This is a genomic window from Pseudomonas sp. NEEL19 (assembly GCF_028751975.1).
In the GTDB taxonomy this organism is placed as follows: Bacteria; Pseudomonadota; Gammaproteobacteria; order Pseudomonadales; family Pseudomonadaceae; genus Aquipseudomonas; species Aquipseudomonas juntendi.
This window is the reverse complement of sequence record NZ_CP081491.1, coordinates 5,041,291-5,056,015: the sequence shown is the minus strand read 5'-3', so window position 1 is coordinate 5,056,015 and position 14,725 is coordinate 5,041,291. Positions and strand designations below refer to the sequence as shown.

The 14,725-nt window shown below is 64.6% G+C and carries 13 protein-coding genes; 4 read left to right on the top strand and 9 right to left on the bottom strand.

Annotated features, from left to right (window positions below):
* Positions 1 to 10 precede the first annotated feature (10 nt).
* Complete coding sequence (locus tag K4A76_RS22435) at positions 11 to 1,375, bottom strand: GTPase/DUF3482 domain-containing protein (RefSeq protein ID WP_029887257.1); 1,365 nt, start codon at positions 1,373 to 1,375, stop codon at positions 11 to 13.
* The gene (locus K4A76_RS22430; protein ID WP_029887256.1) at positions 1,368 to 2,759 is read right to left on the bottom strand and encodes a DUF2868 domain-containing protein; all 1,392 of its coding nucleotides are present in this window, start codon (positions 2,757 to 2,759) and stop codon (positions 1,368 to 1,370) included. The genes K4A76_RS22435 and K4A76_RS22430 overlap by 8 nt, the downstream gene beginning before the upstream one ends.
* A gap of 54 nt (positions 2,760 to 2,813) precedes the next feature.
* Here K4A76_RS22430 and K4A76_RS22425 point away from each other — a divergent pair, with 54 nt between their 5' ends.
* Positions 2,814 to 3,329, top strand: coding sequence for a dihydrofolate reductase (locus K4A76_RS22425; RefSeq protein ID WP_274411173.1), 516 nt, complete (start codon positions 2,814 to 2,816; stop codon positions 3,327 to 3,329).
* Between the two features lie 153 nt (positions 3,330 to 3,482).
* Here K4A76_RS22425 and K4A76_RS22420 read toward each other — a convergent pair whose 3' ends face one another.
* Positions 3,483 to 4,874, bottom strand: a complete 1,392-nt coding sequence (locus K4A76_RS22420) for an L-cystine transporter (RefSeq protein ID WP_274411172.1) — start codon at positions 4,872 to 4,874, stop codon at positions 3,483 to 3,485.
* Between the two features lie 244 nt (positions 4,875 to 5,118).
* On the opposite strand from K4A76_RS22420, the gene K4A76_RS22415 reads away from it, so the two are divergent.
* The gene (locus tag K4A76_RS22415; protein WP_054906222.1) at positions 5,119 to 6,174 is read left to right on the top strand and encodes a phosphorylcholine phosphatase; all 1,056 of its coding nucleotides are present in this window, start codon (positions 5,119 to 5,121) and stop codon (positions 6,172 to 6,174) included.
* A gap of 174 nt (positions 6,175 to 6,348) precedes the next feature.
* Here K4A76_RS22415 and ilvD read toward each other — a convergent pair whose 3' ends face one another.
* Positions 6,349 to 8,190 (bottom strand): dihydroxy-acid dehydratase, encoded by a 1,842-nt coding sequence (ilvD, locus tag K4A76_RS22410; RefSeq protein WP_274411171.1) that lies wholly within the window; start codon positions 8,188 to 8,190, stop codon positions 6,349 to 6,351.
* 271 nt (positions 8,191 to 8,461) lie between these two features.
* Positions 8,462 to 9,658, bottom strand: a complete 1,197-nt coding sequence (locus tag K4A76_RS22405; protein WP_274411170.1) for a class I SAM-dependent rRNA methyltransferase — start codon at positions 9,656 to 9,658, stop codon at positions 8,462 to 8,464.
* Between the two features lie 178 nt (positions 9,659 to 9,836).
* Here K4A76_RS22405 and K4A76_RS22400 point away from each other — a divergent pair, with 178 nt between their 5' ends.
* Both K4A76_RS22400 and mutM read left to right on the top strand, forming a co-directional pair.
* Positions 9,837 to 10,655, top strand: coding sequence for an HDOD domain-containing protein (locus K4A76_RS22400; protein WP_174824199.1), 819 nt, complete (start codon positions 9,837 to 9,839; stop codon positions 10,653 to 10,655).
* A gap of 3 nt (positions 10,656 to 10,658) precedes the next feature.
* The gene (gene mutM, locus K4A76_RS22395) at positions 10,659 to 11,471 is read left to right on the top strand and encodes a bifunctional DNA-formamidopyrimidine glycosylase/DNA-(apurinic or apyrimidinic site) lyase (protein WP_009683360.1); all 813 of its coding nucleotides are present in this window, start codon (positions 10,659 to 10,661) and stop codon (positions 11,469 to 11,471) included.
* Between the two features lie 196 nt (positions 11,472 to 11,667).
* Here mutM and K4A76_RS22390 read toward each other — a convergent pair whose 3' ends face one another.
* The 4 genes from K4A76_RS22390 to K4A76_RS22375 all read right to left on the bottom strand — a co-directional run bounded on the left by K4A76_RS22390 (position 11,668) and on the right by K4A76_RS22375 (position 14,724).
* Positions 11,668 to 11,919: a YfhL family 4Fe-4S dicluster ferredoxin gene (locus K4A76_RS22390; RefSeq protein WP_009683359.1), complete on the bottom strand. Its 252-nt coding sequence runs from the start codon at positions 11,917 to 11,919 to the stop codon at positions 11,668 to 11,670.
* 102 nt (positions 11,920 to 12,021) lie between these two features.
* Complete coding sequence (coaD, locus tag K4A76_RS22385) at positions 12,022 to 12,507, bottom strand: pantetheine-phosphate adenylyltransferase (protein WP_009683358.1); 486 nt, start codon at positions 12,505 to 12,507, stop codon at positions 12,022 to 12,024.
* 112 nt (positions 12,508 to 12,619) lie between these two features.
* Positions 12,620 to 14,218: a GMC family oxidoreductase gene (locus tag K4A76_RS22380; RefSeq protein WP_274411169.1), complete on the bottom strand. Its 1,599-nt coding sequence runs from the start codon at positions 14,216 to 14,218 to the stop codon at positions 12,620 to 12,622.
* A 20-nt stretch (positions 14,219 to 14,238) separates the two neighbouring features.
* Entirely contained in the window at positions 14,239 to 14,724 is a 486-nt protein-coding gene (locus tag K4A76_RS22375) for a twin-arginine translocation pathway signal protein (RefSeq protein WP_274411168.1), read from the bottom strand.
* Between the last annotated feature and the right edge of the window lies 1 nt (position 14,725).

Here is a 14,725-nt window from a genome sequence, read left to right as displayed (position 1 = left end):
CGCCGCCCGTTCAAAACTGAGACACCAGCGCCTCCAGCTGTTCCTGGCGCTCGGCCTGGTTCAGCTTCGCCCCCGGGTTCAGGGTGGACCACTGTGGATGCGCCCGCGCCCTGACCAGTGCCTCTGGCAGCTTGCCCTCACGCCAGGCCTTTTCATCCAGCTCACCCAGCCTGATGCTGTCCTGCGCTGCATGCCCGCGGCTGTCCAGGGCCACCATCAACTGCTGCTGACGCAAGGCCAGCAAGCGCAACACCGTATCGTCCACGGTCAACTCGCGCTTGCCCTTGAGTTTGCCCAGCAAGCGCGCGCCATAGTTGCGCGCCGTCTGCAACGCACCGCCGGCCAGCGCCCCGGCCAGTGCCGCTGCCCCCAGGGTAAGCCCGCCAACCAGCAAGTCGACCCCGGCACCTGCCGCTGCGCCGGCGGCTACGCCGCTGCCCAGGCGTACGCCCAGCAGCTTCAAGGTTTCGGGGTTGAACAGGTCATCGCCCCAGCGCCCATCCAGCAGCGGCAGGTCGCTGGCGTGGGCATCGTCGCGGCGGAAGGCATACAGCTTGAGCAGGGCTTCGACACACCGTTGCTCACGCTGACGAATATCCTGGCGCAGCGCTTCGATGGCCCGGGCTTCGGCCGCCGGTTCGGCATCGACGCTGCGCCGGCAGGCAGCGCAGTCCAGCAGCAGTTCGGCAATCAGGCGCTTGCCGCTGTGCTGGCGGGCCAGGCGTTGGGCCTGCTGGTCGTCGATCAGCCGTTGCAAAGCCGGGCGGGCGCTTTCCAGCAGCAGGGCCAGGCTTTCGTACAGGCGGCGTTCGCCGTCCTCGGGTGGGGCTACGCTGTCGAACCGTACCAACGCGTGAAGGCCAAGCCGGGCAAGGGCTTCGCGCCATTGCGCCTCGCGGTGCTGGTGGCTGGCGACAAAGTTGAGCACCGGCAACAGTGGCTTGCCGCAACTGGCCAGCACCTCCAGTTCGTCGCGGTACTTGGCCAGCACTGGCTCGCGGGCATCGATCACATACAAGCCGGCGTCGCTGGCCAGCAACTGGCGCAGCACCTTGGCTTCCTGCTCGAAACGCTGGCGCGCTTCGCTGCCTTGCAGGAACCGCTCGAGGCGGGCAGGGCCGTCCAGGCGCTCGCCCGGGCGCTCCAGCCGCTCCAGGTAGTCGAGCAAGGCGATGGCGTCCTCCAACCCTGGCGTGTCGTAAAGCTCCAGTAACGGTTCGCCGTCCACCGACAGCCGCGCGCCTTCGACATGGCGAGTGGTGCTGGGGCGGTGGGACACCTCGCCGAAGCCCACGTCGCGGGTCAGGGTGCGCAGCAGCGAGGTCTTGCCAACGTTGGTGTGGCCGACCACGGCCAATTTCAGCGGCTCAGTCATGGCCATGCTCCAGCCAGGTCAGCGGTGAGGTGTCGGCATAGGGCAGGCCCAGCCGCTCAAGGGCTTCATGCCAGTCGCCCAGGCGCCGAGCGTCCAGCGCCTGGCCGGGTGCTGCCTGCAGCAGCCAGACCCTCGTGGCCCCAGCATTGCGTGCCAGGTCGGCGAGCAGCGCCAGGCTGCCGCGGTCGGGCGAGCGGCGCGGGTCACAGGCGATGGCCAGGCGTGCCGGCGGAAAGCGGCTGAGTTGCTCGAGCAGGCGGTTGCGCGACTCGCGGCTGTCGAGCACACCGGCATCGGTCACGCTTGGGGGCAGGCGGGGTGGCCAGGGCCGCTGGTCGTCCAGTTCCAGGCCCACCAGCAGGGCGCCGCTGCTGGCGCTTTGCAACTGCTCGGCGGCGAACCCTGGCAACGCCTCGGGGGCCGCGTCCTGCACGCCGATGCGCTCGCTGCGCGGCATCAGCGCTTCGCGCAGTTGGGCGTAACCCGGCAGGCTCAGGTCCAGGGTCAGGCGCTGGCGGCCCTGGCGCCAGCGCCACAGGCACAACCCGGCCAGCAGCACGCGGGGCAACAGGCCATATACCAGCACCACGCCGAGCAGCCAGCTGGCCCAGGCCTGGCGCGCCACGTCGAGGGCCGGCTGGCTGTCGCCACTGGCGCGGATCATGGCCTCGTCGGGCACGGCAAAGCCCAGCAGCGAAGGCAGCGCGCCCAGCGCCTGGGTGAGTTGGATGAACGGGTCGGCGGCGAGCAGGGTGGTTTCCCACACGAAGCCATAGCGACGGGTGGCCAGTAGAGCCAGCAGCATGCCCAGCGCGCAGAGCATCGCCAGCAGCCACAGGCTGTGTACCAGCAGGCCTAGCAGCCAGCGGTTGAGGCGCTGGCGCTGCAGCAGTACCAGCAGTGCCGGGCCCAGGTGCGCGGCCTTGGCATCGCGGGCGAAGCGCTCACTCAGCCATAGCCACAAACGGCCCAACCCCGCACCGTGTTCGCCGCTGAGGGCAAAACCAATGGCCCAGCCCAGCAGTGTCAGCAGGTTCAGCCCCAGCAGGCTGCCCAACGCCCAGAAGACGTTGACCGGGCGCTGGCCGTCGCCAAGCGCCGCCAGGGCCAGGCCGGCGCCGCTGAGCACGGCTAGCAGCAGCAGGGCCAGCACCGCCAGGCGTGCGCCCTGCTTCCAGTGGCGCAGGGCCGTGGCCATGCCGTCGCGTTCGGCCAGGAACAGCGCCCGGCTTTCGATGCGCGCCGCCAAGTCGCCGCCGCGCTGGCGCGCATGACGGTTGGCGGCCTGGTCTTCCAGCAGGCCGGCGTGTTCTTCGCGCAGGCGGACCGCTTCGGTCAGCCAGCGTTTGTCCAGTGGAGTCGGTGCGGTCACAAGGTCTTCCATTGCACAGGTCAGGGCAGAAGCATAACCCACACGCCCGGTGCTATCCTCGCTGGCATGAATACATCACTTCCCCTTAGCCTGATCGCGGCTCACGCCGAGAACCGTGTGATCGGCATCGACAACTCCATGCCCTGGCATCTGCCGGGGGACTTCAAGTACTTCAAGGCCACCACCCTGGGCAAGCCGATCATCATGGGGCGCAAGACCTGGGACTCACTGGGCCGGCCGCTGCCCGGGCGGTTGAATATCGTGGTCAGCCGGCAGCCTGGGCTGCAGCTGCAGGGCGCCGAAGTCTTCGGCTCGCTGGAGCAGGCGCTGGTGCGGGCCGAACAGTGGGCGCGCGAAAAAGGCGTCGATGAGCTGATGCTGATTGGCGGGGCGCAGCTCTATGGGCAGGCGCTGGAGAAGGGGCTGGTCAGCCGGATGTACCTGACGCGGGTGGAATTGGCGCCGGAGGGGGATGCCTGGTTCCCGGCGTTTGATGAGGGGCAATGGAGGCTGGCGTCGAGCGAGGCGCAGAAGGAAGAGGGTAAGCCGGCTTACCACTTCGAGGTCTGGAACAAGGTTTGAGAGTGCCTGGGCTGTCGCGCAGAGAACTCACTTCGTAAGCGCGACGCGGCCCATGTGGGAGCGGGCGTGCCCGCGAAGAATCCAGCGCGGTGGCTGGCACCGGCTACGCCGGTGTTCGCGGCAGAAGCCCCTCCCACAGGGCATGACGATTTGTCAGGTATGGCTCAGCTCGGCATGTTCATCGCCGGCCAGCACGTCCTTGTCGGTCTCTTTCAGCAACTGGCTGGTGACCACGCCCGCGGTCATCGAGCCATTCACGTTCAACGCTGTACGGCCCATGTCGATCAGCGGCTCGACCGAAATCAGCAACGCCACCAGTTCCACCGGCAAGCCCATGGCCGGCAACACGATCAGCGCGGCGAAGGTGGCGCCGCCGCCCACGCCGGCAACCCCTGCCGAACTCAGCGTGACGATGGCCACCAGGGTGGCGATCCACAGCGGGTCGAAGGTATCGATGCCTACCGCTGGCGCGACCATGACCGCCAGCATGGCGGGGTAGAGCCCCGCACAGCCGTTCTGGCCGATGGTGGTGCCGAACGAGGCGCTGAAGCTGGCAATCGACTGCGGCACGCCCAGACGGCGGGTTTGCGCTTCGATGTTCAGCGGAATGCTGGCTGCGCTGGAGCGGCTGGTGAAGGCGAAGGTGAGCACCGGCCACACCTTGCGGAAGAAACGCAGCGGGCTGACACCCGTAGCCGCGAGGATGATGCCGTGAACCACGAACATCAGCGCCAGGCCCAGGTAGGACACCACCACGAAGCTGCCCAGCTTGAGGATGTCTTCCATGTTCGAACTGGCTACCACCTTGGTCATCAGGGCCAGCACGCCATATGGGGTCAGTTTCATCACCACCCGTACCAGGCGCATGACCCAGGCTTGCAGGGTGTCGATGGCCGACAGCGCACGTGCGCCTTTCTCGGCGTCGTCCTTGATCAGTTGCAGGGCAGCCAGGCCGACGAACACGGCAAAAATCACCACGCTGATGATCGACGTCGGCTTGGCCCGCGCCAGGTCGCCTACCGGGTTGCTGGGAATGAACGACAACAGCAACTGCGGGATATTGAGGTCGGCGACCTTGCCTGCATAGTCGCTGTGGATGACCTGCATGCGGGCGCTTTCCTGGGCGCCGGCCACCAGGCCCTCAGCGCTGAGGCCGAACAGGTTGGTCAGCACGATGCCGATCAACGCGGCAATGGCCGTGGTCAGCAGCAAGGTGCCGATGCTCAGCACGCTGATACGGCCCAGCGACGATGCGTTGTGCAGGCGCGCGACGGCACTGAGGATCGAGGCGAAGATCAGCGGCATGACGATCATCTGTAACAGGCCCACATAGCCATTGCCGACCAGGTCAAGCCAGGCGATGGTGGCCTTGAGCACCGGGTGACCGGCGCCATACACGGTGTGCAGGGCCAGGCCGAAGAGTACCCCCAGCGCCAGGCCCAGCAAGACCTTCTTGGCCAGGCTCCAGTCGGTGCGGCGGGTTTGTGCCAGGCCCAGCAACAGGGCCAGGAATGCCAGCAGGTTGAGTGACAGCGGCAGGTTCATTGAAGCTCCAGCAGAGAAAGCAAAGGGTGGCATCGCGTCTGTGAGCGATTGCGAACTGAAATGCTAACAGCCTGAAAACAAACGACTTTATACCCAAATGGAATGTGCATAGTCGTTCATGGAATAACGCCATGTCGCAAATTGCAATGAACACGGCGTTTACTGCTGCCTGGAGGTCGGTGTGGACTGCCGCCCATCGGTCGGGTTGCACTAGCGTTGGTAGATCATTTCAGGAGATTCGTACATGAAAGTCGCCGTGAAAGCTGCCGCTATCGGCTTGTCCCTGCTGTTCAGTATCGAAACCTTCGCCACCGAGCTCAAGCACTGGCCTGCCGATGCAGCCAGGCAGCTCGACAGCATGATCGCTGCCAATGCCAACAAAGGTAACTATGCGGTGTTCGACATGGACAACACCAGTTACCGCTATGACCTGGAAGAAGCCTTGCTGCCGTTCATGGAAAACAAAGGCTTGCTGAGCCGTGACAAGCTTGACCCGTCGCTGAAGCTGATACCGTTCAAGGACACCGCCGAGCACAAGGAAAGCCTGTTCAGCTACTACTACCGGTTGTGCGAAATCGACGACATGGTGTGCTACCCGTGGGTCGCCCAGGTGTTTTCCGGCTTCACCCTCAAGGAGTTGAAGGTGCAGGTGGACGAACTGATGGCTTCGACCCAGCCGATTCCCAGCACCTATTACGATGGCGACCAGGTGAAGGCGATCGACGTGCAGCCGCCCAAGGTATTCAAGGGCCAGGCCGAGCTGTACAACAAGCTGATGGAAAACGGCATCGAGGTCTATGTGATTTCTGCCGCCTCTGAGGAGTTGGTGCGCATGGTCGCTTCGGACCCCAAATACGGCTACAACGTGAAGCCGCAGAATGTGATTGGCGTGAGCCTGCTGCTCAAGGACCGCGCCAATGGCCAGTTGACCACCGCGCGCAAGCAGATCAGTGCCGGGCACTACGACGCCAAAGCCAACGAAGGGCTGGAACTGACCCCGTACCTGTGGACCCCGGCCACCTGGATGGCGGGCAAGCAGGCGGCGATCCTGACTTACATCGATGAGTGGAAGAAGCCGGTGCTGGTGGGCGGCGACACGCCAACCAGTGATGGCTACATGCAGTTTCATGGGGTAGACGTCGGCAAGGGCGGTATCCACCTGTGGATCAACCGCAAGGCCAAGTACATGGACCAGTTGAACGGCATGATTGCCAAGCAGGCGGCGGCGCAGGCCAAGGAAGGGTTGCCGGTGACCGCGGACAAGAACTGGGTGATCGTGACGCCGGAGCAGATCCAGTAAGGCTTGTGTAGAGTGGGCCGGCCTTTTCGCGGGCTCGCCCGCTCCCACTTGCATTGCATGACTTTCAGATGCTGTGCGGTCCCTGTGGGAGCGGGCGAGCCCGCGAAGAGGCCGGTGCAGGCATAAAAAAACCGGCGCACAGTGCGCCGGTTTTCCTTTCATGCTTTCGAAGCCTTACAGCCCTTCGAGCATCGCTTTGTTACGCACAGCACCCTTGTCGGCACTGGTCGCCAGCAACGCATAAGCCTTCAGTGCGGTGGTCACCTTGCGCGGGCGGACTTCAGCCGGTTTCCAGCCTTTCTTGTCCTGCTCTACACGGCGCGCAGCCAGCTCTTCATCACTGACCAGCAGGTTGATCGAACGGTTGGGAATGTCGATCAGTACCTTGTCACCGTCGCGCACCAGGCCGATGGCGCCGCCTGCAGCAGCCTCCGGCGAGGCGTGGCCGATGGAAAGCCCCGAGGTGCCACCCGAGAAGCGGCCATCGGTCAGCAGGGCGCAGGCCTTGCCCAGGCCTTTGGACTTCAGGTACGAGGTCGGGTAGAGCATTTCCTGCATGCCCGGGCCGCCTTTCGGGCCTTCGTAGCGGATGATCACGATGTCGCCGGCCTTCACTTCGTCGGCGAGGATGCCGCGCACGGCACTGTCCTGGCTTTCGAAGATCTTCGCGGTACCCTCGAACACGTGGATCGACTCGTCGACACCGGCGGTCTTCACCACGCAACCATCCAGCGCGATGTTGCCGTACAGCACGGCCAGGCCGCCTTCTTGCGAATAGGCGTGCTCGAAGCTGCGGATGCAGCCGTTCTCGCGGTCGTCGTCCAGGGTTTCCCAGCGGGTCGACTGGCTGAACGCGGTCTGGGTCGGGATCCCGGCTGGGCCGGCCTTGAAGAAGGTGTGCACGGCTTCGTCGTCAGTCTGGGTGATGTCCCATTTGGCGATGGCTTCTTCCATGCTGCGGCTGTGCACGGTCGGCAGGTCGGTGTGCAGCAGGCCGCCACGCGCCAGCGAGCCGAGGATGCTGAAGATACCGCCAGCTCGGTGCACGTCTTCCATGTGGTACTTCTGAATGTTCGGCGCCACTTTGCACAGCTGCGGCACTTTGCGCGACAGGCGGTCGATGTCGCGCAGGTCGAAGGCCACCTCGCCTTCCTGGGCCGCGGCCAGCAGGTGCAGGATGGTATTGGTCGAGCCGCCCATGGCGATGTCGAGCATCATGGCGTTCTCGAACGCCTTGAAGTTGGCGATGCTGCGTGGCAGTACCGACTCGTCGTTCTCGCCGTAGTAGCGTTTGCACAGTTCGACGATGGTGCGCCCGGCCGTCAGGAACAGCTGCTCGCGGTCCGAGTGGGTGGCCAGGGTCGAGCCGTTGCCCGGCAGGGCCAGGCCCAGGGCTTCGGTCAGGCAGTTCATCGAGTTGGCGGTGAACATGCCGGAGCACGAACCGCAGGTCGGGCAGGCGCTGCGCTCGTACTCGGCGACTTTCTCGTCGGATGCGCTGGAGTCGGCGGCGATGACCATGGCGTCGACCAGGTCCAGGCCGTGGCTGGCCAGCTTGGTCTTGCCGGCTTCCATCGGGCCGCCCGAGACGAAGATCACCGGGATGTTCAGGCGCAGGGCGGCCATCAGCATGCCGGGGGTGATCTTGTCGCAGTTGGAGATGCACACGATGGCATCGGCGCAGTGGGCGTTGACCATGTATTCCATGGCGTCGGCAATGATCTCGCGGCTGGGCAGCGAGTACAGCATGCCGTCGTGGCCCATGGCGATGCCGTCGTCGACCGCGATGGTGTTGAATTCCTTGGCCACGCCACCGGCGCGTTCGATTTCGCGGGCGACCAGCTGGCCCAGGTCCTTCAGGTGCACGTGGCCCGGGACGAACTGGGTGAACGAGTTGGCGATGGCGATGATCGGTTTCTTGAAGTCTTCGTCCTTCATGCCGGTGGCGCGCCACAGGGCACGGGCGCCGGCCATGTTGCGGCCCTGGGTGGAAGTCTTGGAACGATAATCAGGCATGAAACACTCCTGGCGGCTTAATCAGGTCACAAAAAGGGGAGTGAGCTTCTCTTGTCCTTTGTACCGCAGGCCGGTTGCCACTGGCACGGATGAGGCCGAAGACTGCGCGGGATCGCCGCGGGCTTGACCAGAGCTCATAAACCCGCCGGGGATGACTGGCGATGAATAGGCCGATTCTACACCCCTGGCGCGGCGAAGGAATGCAGATGTGGATGGCTGGCGGGGAGATTGCAGCAGGAAAGGGCCGCGCGGCGGCCCATTTTGGCAGATATCAGCTGTTTGGCAGCAACCGGCAGGTGATGCTCTTGATGTAGCGGGTTTCGGCAATGGCCGGGTGCACCGGGTGGTCGGGGCCCTGGCCGCCGCGCTCGAGCAGCTGCAGGTTGCGGTCCAGGTGGCGGGCGCTGGTCAGCAGAATGTTGTGCAGGTCGTCCTCGGGCAGGTGCATGGAGCACGAGGCGCTGACCAGGATGCCGTCCTTGCTCAGCATGCGCATGGCCTGTTCGTTCAGCCGGCGGTAGGCCGCCTCGCCGTTCTTCAGGTCTTTCTTGCGCTTGATGAACGCGGGTGGGTCGGCAATGATCACGTCGAAGCGTTCTTCGGCAGCCTTCAGTTCGCGCAGGGCTTCGAAGACATCGCCTTCGATGCAGGTCAGCTTTTCGCTGATGCCGTTCAGCGCCGCGTTACGCTCCACGCCATCCAGGGCAAAGCCCGAGGCATCGACGCAGAACACTTCGCTGGCGCCGAAAGCACCTGCCTGTACGCCCCAGCCACCGATGTAGCTGAACAGGTCGAGCACACGCTTGCCCTTGACGTACGGCGCCAGGCGCGCACGGTTCATGCGGTGGTCGTAGAACCAGCCGGTCTTCTGGCCTTCACGCACCGGGGCTTCGAACTTGACGCCGTTCTCTTCCAGCGGCACCCAGTCCGGCACCTGGCCGTAGACGGTCTCCACATAGCGCTGCAAGCCTTCGGCGTCGCGGGCGGCGGAATCGTTCTTGAACAGGATGCCGCTTGGTTTGAGCACTTGCACCAGGGCAGCGATCACGTCGTCCTTGTGCGCTTCCATGGTGGCCGAGGCCAGCTGAACCACGAGGATGTCGAAGAAGCGGTCGACCACCAGCCCTGGCAGCAGGTCGGAATCGCCATAGACCAGGCGGTAGCACGGCTGGTCGAACAGGCGCTCGCGCAGCGACAGGGCGACATTGAGGCGGTGCACCAGCAGCGACTTGTCCAGCGGCAGCTTGATGTCGCGCGACAGCAGGCGTGCGCAGATCAGGTTGTTCGGGCTGAGTGCGACGATGCCCAACGGTTTGCCGTTGGCCGCCTCGAGAATGGCCTGCTGGCCGGCCTGGAAGCCTTGCAGTGGGGTCGCGCTGACATCGACTTCGTTGCTGTAGACCCACAGGTGGCCGGCGCGCAGGCGGCGGTCGGCATTGGCTTTGAGGCGAAGGCTGGGCAGGGACATGACGTCGCTCCGGGAAAAAAGAGCGGGATTATACCCTGTTGGCCGGCACTTCGGTTCGAGGTACGACAAAGCGCCGGCACGGCCAACTGGGTTAGAATCCACCGTCCTAAACGAGTGTGCACGTATGTCCCAAGAACTCAGCGCCGAACAGATCCAGCAAGCCTTGCAAGGCATCACCATCCCGCCGCAACCGCAGATCATGGTTGACCTGCAGTTCGAGCAGTACATGCCTGACCCGGACCTGGAAACCATCGCCAAGTTGATTTCCCAGGACCCAGGCCTGTCCGGCGCCTTGCTCAAGCTGGTCAATTCGCCGCATTTTGGCCTGTCCAACAAGATCGGTTCGATCCAGCGCGCAGTGAACCTGCTGGGCAGCCGTTCGATCATCAACCTGATCAACGCCCAGTCGATCAAAGGCGAGATGAGCGACGAGACCATCGTTACCCTCAACCGCTTCTGGGATACCGCCCAGGACGTGGCGATGACCTGCCTGACCCTGGCCAAGCGCACCGGTATCCAGCCCGCGGACGAGGCCTACACCCTGGGCCTGTTCCACGACTGTGGCGTGCCGTTGATGCTCAAGCGCTTCCCCAACTACATGGAGGTGCTGGAAGAAGCCTATGCCAAGGCCGGCGGCGAAACGCGAGTGGTGGATACCGAAAACCGCGCCTTCAATACCAACCATTCGGTGGTCGGCTACTTCACCGCCAAGTCCTGGCGCCTGCCGGAGCACCTCACTGCCGCCATCGCCAACCACCACAATGCCCTGGCAGTGTTCCGCGACGACACTGCGCGCAACACCCAGAGCCAGCTGAAAAACCTGCTGGCGGTGCTGAAGATGGCGGAGCATATCTGTGCCTCCTACCGGGTGCTGGGCAACCAGGCAGTCGACCACGAATGGCGTGTGGTCGGCCCGCTGGTGCTCGATTACATTGGCCTGTCGGATTACGATTTCGAAAACCTCAAGCAGAACATTCGTGAGTTGGGCGGGCACTGACACATGCCGGAACTACCCGAAGTAGAAACCACCCGGCGCGGTATTGCGCCGCACCTGGAAGGCCAGCGCGTCAGCCGCGTGGTGGTGCGTGACCGGCGCTTGCGCTGGCCCATTCCCGAAGACCTCGATGTGCGCCTGTCGGGGCAGCGCATCGTCACTGTCGAACGGCGCGCCAAGTACCTGCTGATCAATGCCGAAGTCGGCACCCTGATCAGCCATCTGGGCATGTCGGGCAACTTGCGCCTGGTCGAGCAGGGCTTGCCGGCGGCCAAGCATGAGCATGTCGATATCGAGCTGGAGTCGGGGCTGATGCTGCGCTACACCGACCCTCGCCGTTTTGGTGCCATGCTCTGGAGCCAGGACCCGTTGCGCCACGAGCTGCTGCTGCGCCTGGGGCCGGAGCCGTTGACCGACCTGTTCGACGGCGAGCGGCTGTTCCAGCTGTCCCGTGGGCGCTCGATGGCGGTCAAGCCGTTCATCATGGATAACGCGGTGGTGGTGGGGGTGGGCAACATCTACGCTAGCGAGGCGCTATTCGCTGCCGGCATCGATCCACGCCGTGCGGCAGGGGGGATTTCCCGGGCGCGTTACCTGAAGCTGGCGATCGAGATCAAGCGGGTACTGGCGGCGGCGATCGAGCAGGGCGGTACCACCTTGCGCGATTTCATCGGCGGTGACGGGCAGCCGGGGTACTTCCAGCAGACCCTGTTCGTGTACGGGCGGGCTGGGCAGCCGTGCAAGGTATGCGGTACGGAGCTGCGCGAAGTGAAACTGGGGCAGCGGGCGAGCGTGTTCTGCCCACGCTGCCAGCGCTGAGGCTACAGGTGATTGCCGTCCTGTAGGAGCGGCCTTGCGTCGCGATGGGGTGCGAAGCGCCCCCAAAATTTCAGCGTTTGCGCAGAAACCAGCATTTGCGCAGAAACTTCGGCTTTTGCGCAGAAACCGCCGGGGCCGCTGTGCGGCCCATCGCGACGCAAGGCCGCTCCTACAGAAACCGCGCAGGGCTGAGGGTTCAGGCCTTGCCGGTAATACGCCGGTACTTGGCCATCAATTGCTCTTCGGTTTCCGGGTGCGCCTCATCCAGCGGGATGCAATCGACCGGGCAGACCTGCTGGCACTGCGGCTCGTCGTAATGACCCACGCACTGGGTGCACAGGTTGGGGTCGATCACGTAGATCTCTTCGCCTTGGGAGATGGCCTCGTTCGGGCACTCGGGTTCGCAGACGTCGCAATTGATGCAATCGTCGGTAATGATCAGGGACATGGGGACTCCGGCCGGGGCTCAGCGCCCGGGCATGTTCAACGCAATGGGCACAATTGTGCCGCATTCGCGCCCGCAGTGCACGCGGGCGCGACAATCAGGCGGTCAGGCTTGCTTCTTGAAACGCTCGGTCAGCGCCTCGGCCACCGCAGGGTGGACGAATTTGCTGATATCACCGCCCAATGCGGCGATTTCCCGGACCAGGGTCGAGGAAATGAACGAATAGCGCTCCGACGGCGTCAGGAAAAGGCTCTCGACATCGGGTGCCAGTTGCCGGTTCATGTTCGCCAACTGGAACTCGTATTCGAAGTCGGAAACCGCACGCAGGCCGCGCAGCAACACATTGGCGCCCTGTTCCTTGGCGAAATGCGCCAGCAGCGAAGAAAAGCCGATGACTTCGACATTGGGCAGGTGCTTGGTGACCTCACGGGCGAGCGCGACACGTTGCTCCAGCGGGAACAGCGGGTTTTTCTTCGGGCTGGCCGCCACTGCGATGATCACGTGGTCGAACAGGCGCGAAGCGCGCTCGACCAGGTCGCCGTGGCCTTTGGTAATGGGGTCGAAAGTACCCGGGTACAACACTCGGTTCATCGCGTCATCCTGGCTGGAGTGCGTTGGGGAGTCGGATGGTAGCGCAGCGACGGCGCCCCGGCCAAGTCATGCGGCCGGCTGATGGCACTATAGACAGGGCGTGTATTCGTTGTCATGCGTTGTGTGCCAGGCGGGTAGCCAACGCTTCGCTGAGCCTGGCGCTGATGGCATACACCGACAGCTGCGGGTTGGCGCCGATGCTGGTGGGGAACAGCGAGCCGTCGTGAACCGACAGGTTTTCCAGCTGGTGATGGCGGCCCAGGCTGTCGCACACCGCCTGGCGCGGGTCTTCGCCCATGGCGCAACCACCCATCACATGGGCGCTGCCCAGGCGCGTACGGAAAGGCTCCAAAGCTAGGCGGTCGATCATGGCCAAGGCCTGTTCCAGGCTGGCAGCGCCGCTGGCATCGCTGTGCACCGGGGTTACCTCGACCGCGCCGGCGGCGAACTGGACCTGCGCCATGCTGCGGTAGGCGCGCCGCAAGCCGTCACGCAGGTAGTCGGTGACCGGGTAATCGAGCACGGGGGAGCCGTCGCCGCGCAGTTCAACGCTGCCGCCCTGGCTTTGCGGGTGAAACCCGTCGCGCAGCAAGGCCAGCATGACATGGGTGTTGGGCAGTTCGGCCATGCGCCGGGCATTGTCCTGGCCATGGCCACCCAGCAGGGTGCTGGCCAGGGCCGGGTGCAGCGGCGGTACTTCGAGCTTGTAGCCCACCGGCCCCTCCGTGCCGTGCTGCCACTGGAAATGGTCGCTGTAGATCGACTGCGGCGCGCCGTAGTAGGGGTCGATGCGTTCGTTGAAGCGTGCGGCGCTGAAGTTGACCAGGTGCAGGAAGGTGCGTTTGCCCAGGCGGCCATGCGGGTCGGGGGCATTGGAGCGCAGCAGCAGGGCCGGGCTGTTGATGCCGCCGCCTGCCAGGATGTAATGGCGCGCGTGTACCGTCACTTGCCGACCTGTCGGGTGGATGCCTTGCGTATCCAGGGCCTGGCAGGTCAGGTGTTGGATGCGCTCGCCGTTGTGGCTGAAGCGCTCGGCCCGGGCCAGGTAAAGCAACTCGCCGCCCTGTTCGAGGGTGGCGGGAATGCGCGTCACCAGCATCGATTGTTTGGCATTCACCGGGCAACCCATGCCGCAGTAACCCAGGTTCCAGCAGCCGCGCACGTTGCGCGGGATGACTGCCCAGCGATAACCCAGTTGTTCGCAGCCACGGCGCAGCACGTCGTTGTTGGCATTCGGTGGCATGGCCCAGGGTGTGATACCCAGCTCCAGTTCCATGCGCTCGAACCAAGGGCGCAGCTTATCTTCGCCGAGCCCTTGTACGCCATGGGCCGAGGCCCAGTGCGCCAGGGTCTGCGGCGGGGTGCGAAAACTCGACGTCCAATTCACCAGCGTGGTGCCGCCTACGGCACGGCCTTGCAGGATGGTAATGGCGCCATCCTTGCTCATGCGCCCCAGGCCCTCCTGATAGAGGCTGGCATAGGCTTCGTGCTCCAGCAGCTTGAAGTCGCTGCTGGTCTTCAACGGGCCTTCTTCAATCAGCAAGACCTTGAAGCCCGCGGCGCTGAGCCGCTGTGCGCTGGTGGCGCCGCCGGCACCGCTGCCGATCACGGCGATATCGGCGTGCAGTTGCAGGTCGTGTTCCAGGCGTGAGGCGTCGTGGGTGATCCAGCCGCGGTCGAGGCCTTGGCGAAACGAGTCAGGCACAGGCATTGGCGATGCTCTTGTCGTGTTCAGATTTTCGGTGGGCCGGGGTAGCCGCAGGCGACCCAGGACTCGGGGCGCTCGTACCAGGCCATTTGCAGCAGTTGCAGCAGCGAGGCATGGCCCATGCGCAGCAGGTTCAGCGAGCTGCCCTGCCAGCGCTGCAGGAAAGCCTCGACCTGGGCGGGCGCGGCCTGGGCCCAGGCACCCCAGATGCCGGTCAGTGGGCCGCGGGTCAGCGGCAGGCTGAGCACGTCGAACAATTGCCGGGTAAGTTTGAGCATCTCCGGCGACAGCGCTGCCAGCTTGTAATCGAGGCTGCGCAGTACCAGCGTATCGGTGGCCAGCGTGCCGCTGAGCACCACCGGTATCAGCGCGCGCAGCAGTGGCAGGTCATCGTGGCGCAGCGCCTGAAAGCCCGGCGCGGCCGTTTGTGCGCTGCAGCCCACCAGGCTGGCACCGGCCAGGAAGGTGCTCGCGGCAACGCTGAAACGCAGCAGGTCACGACGATGCATG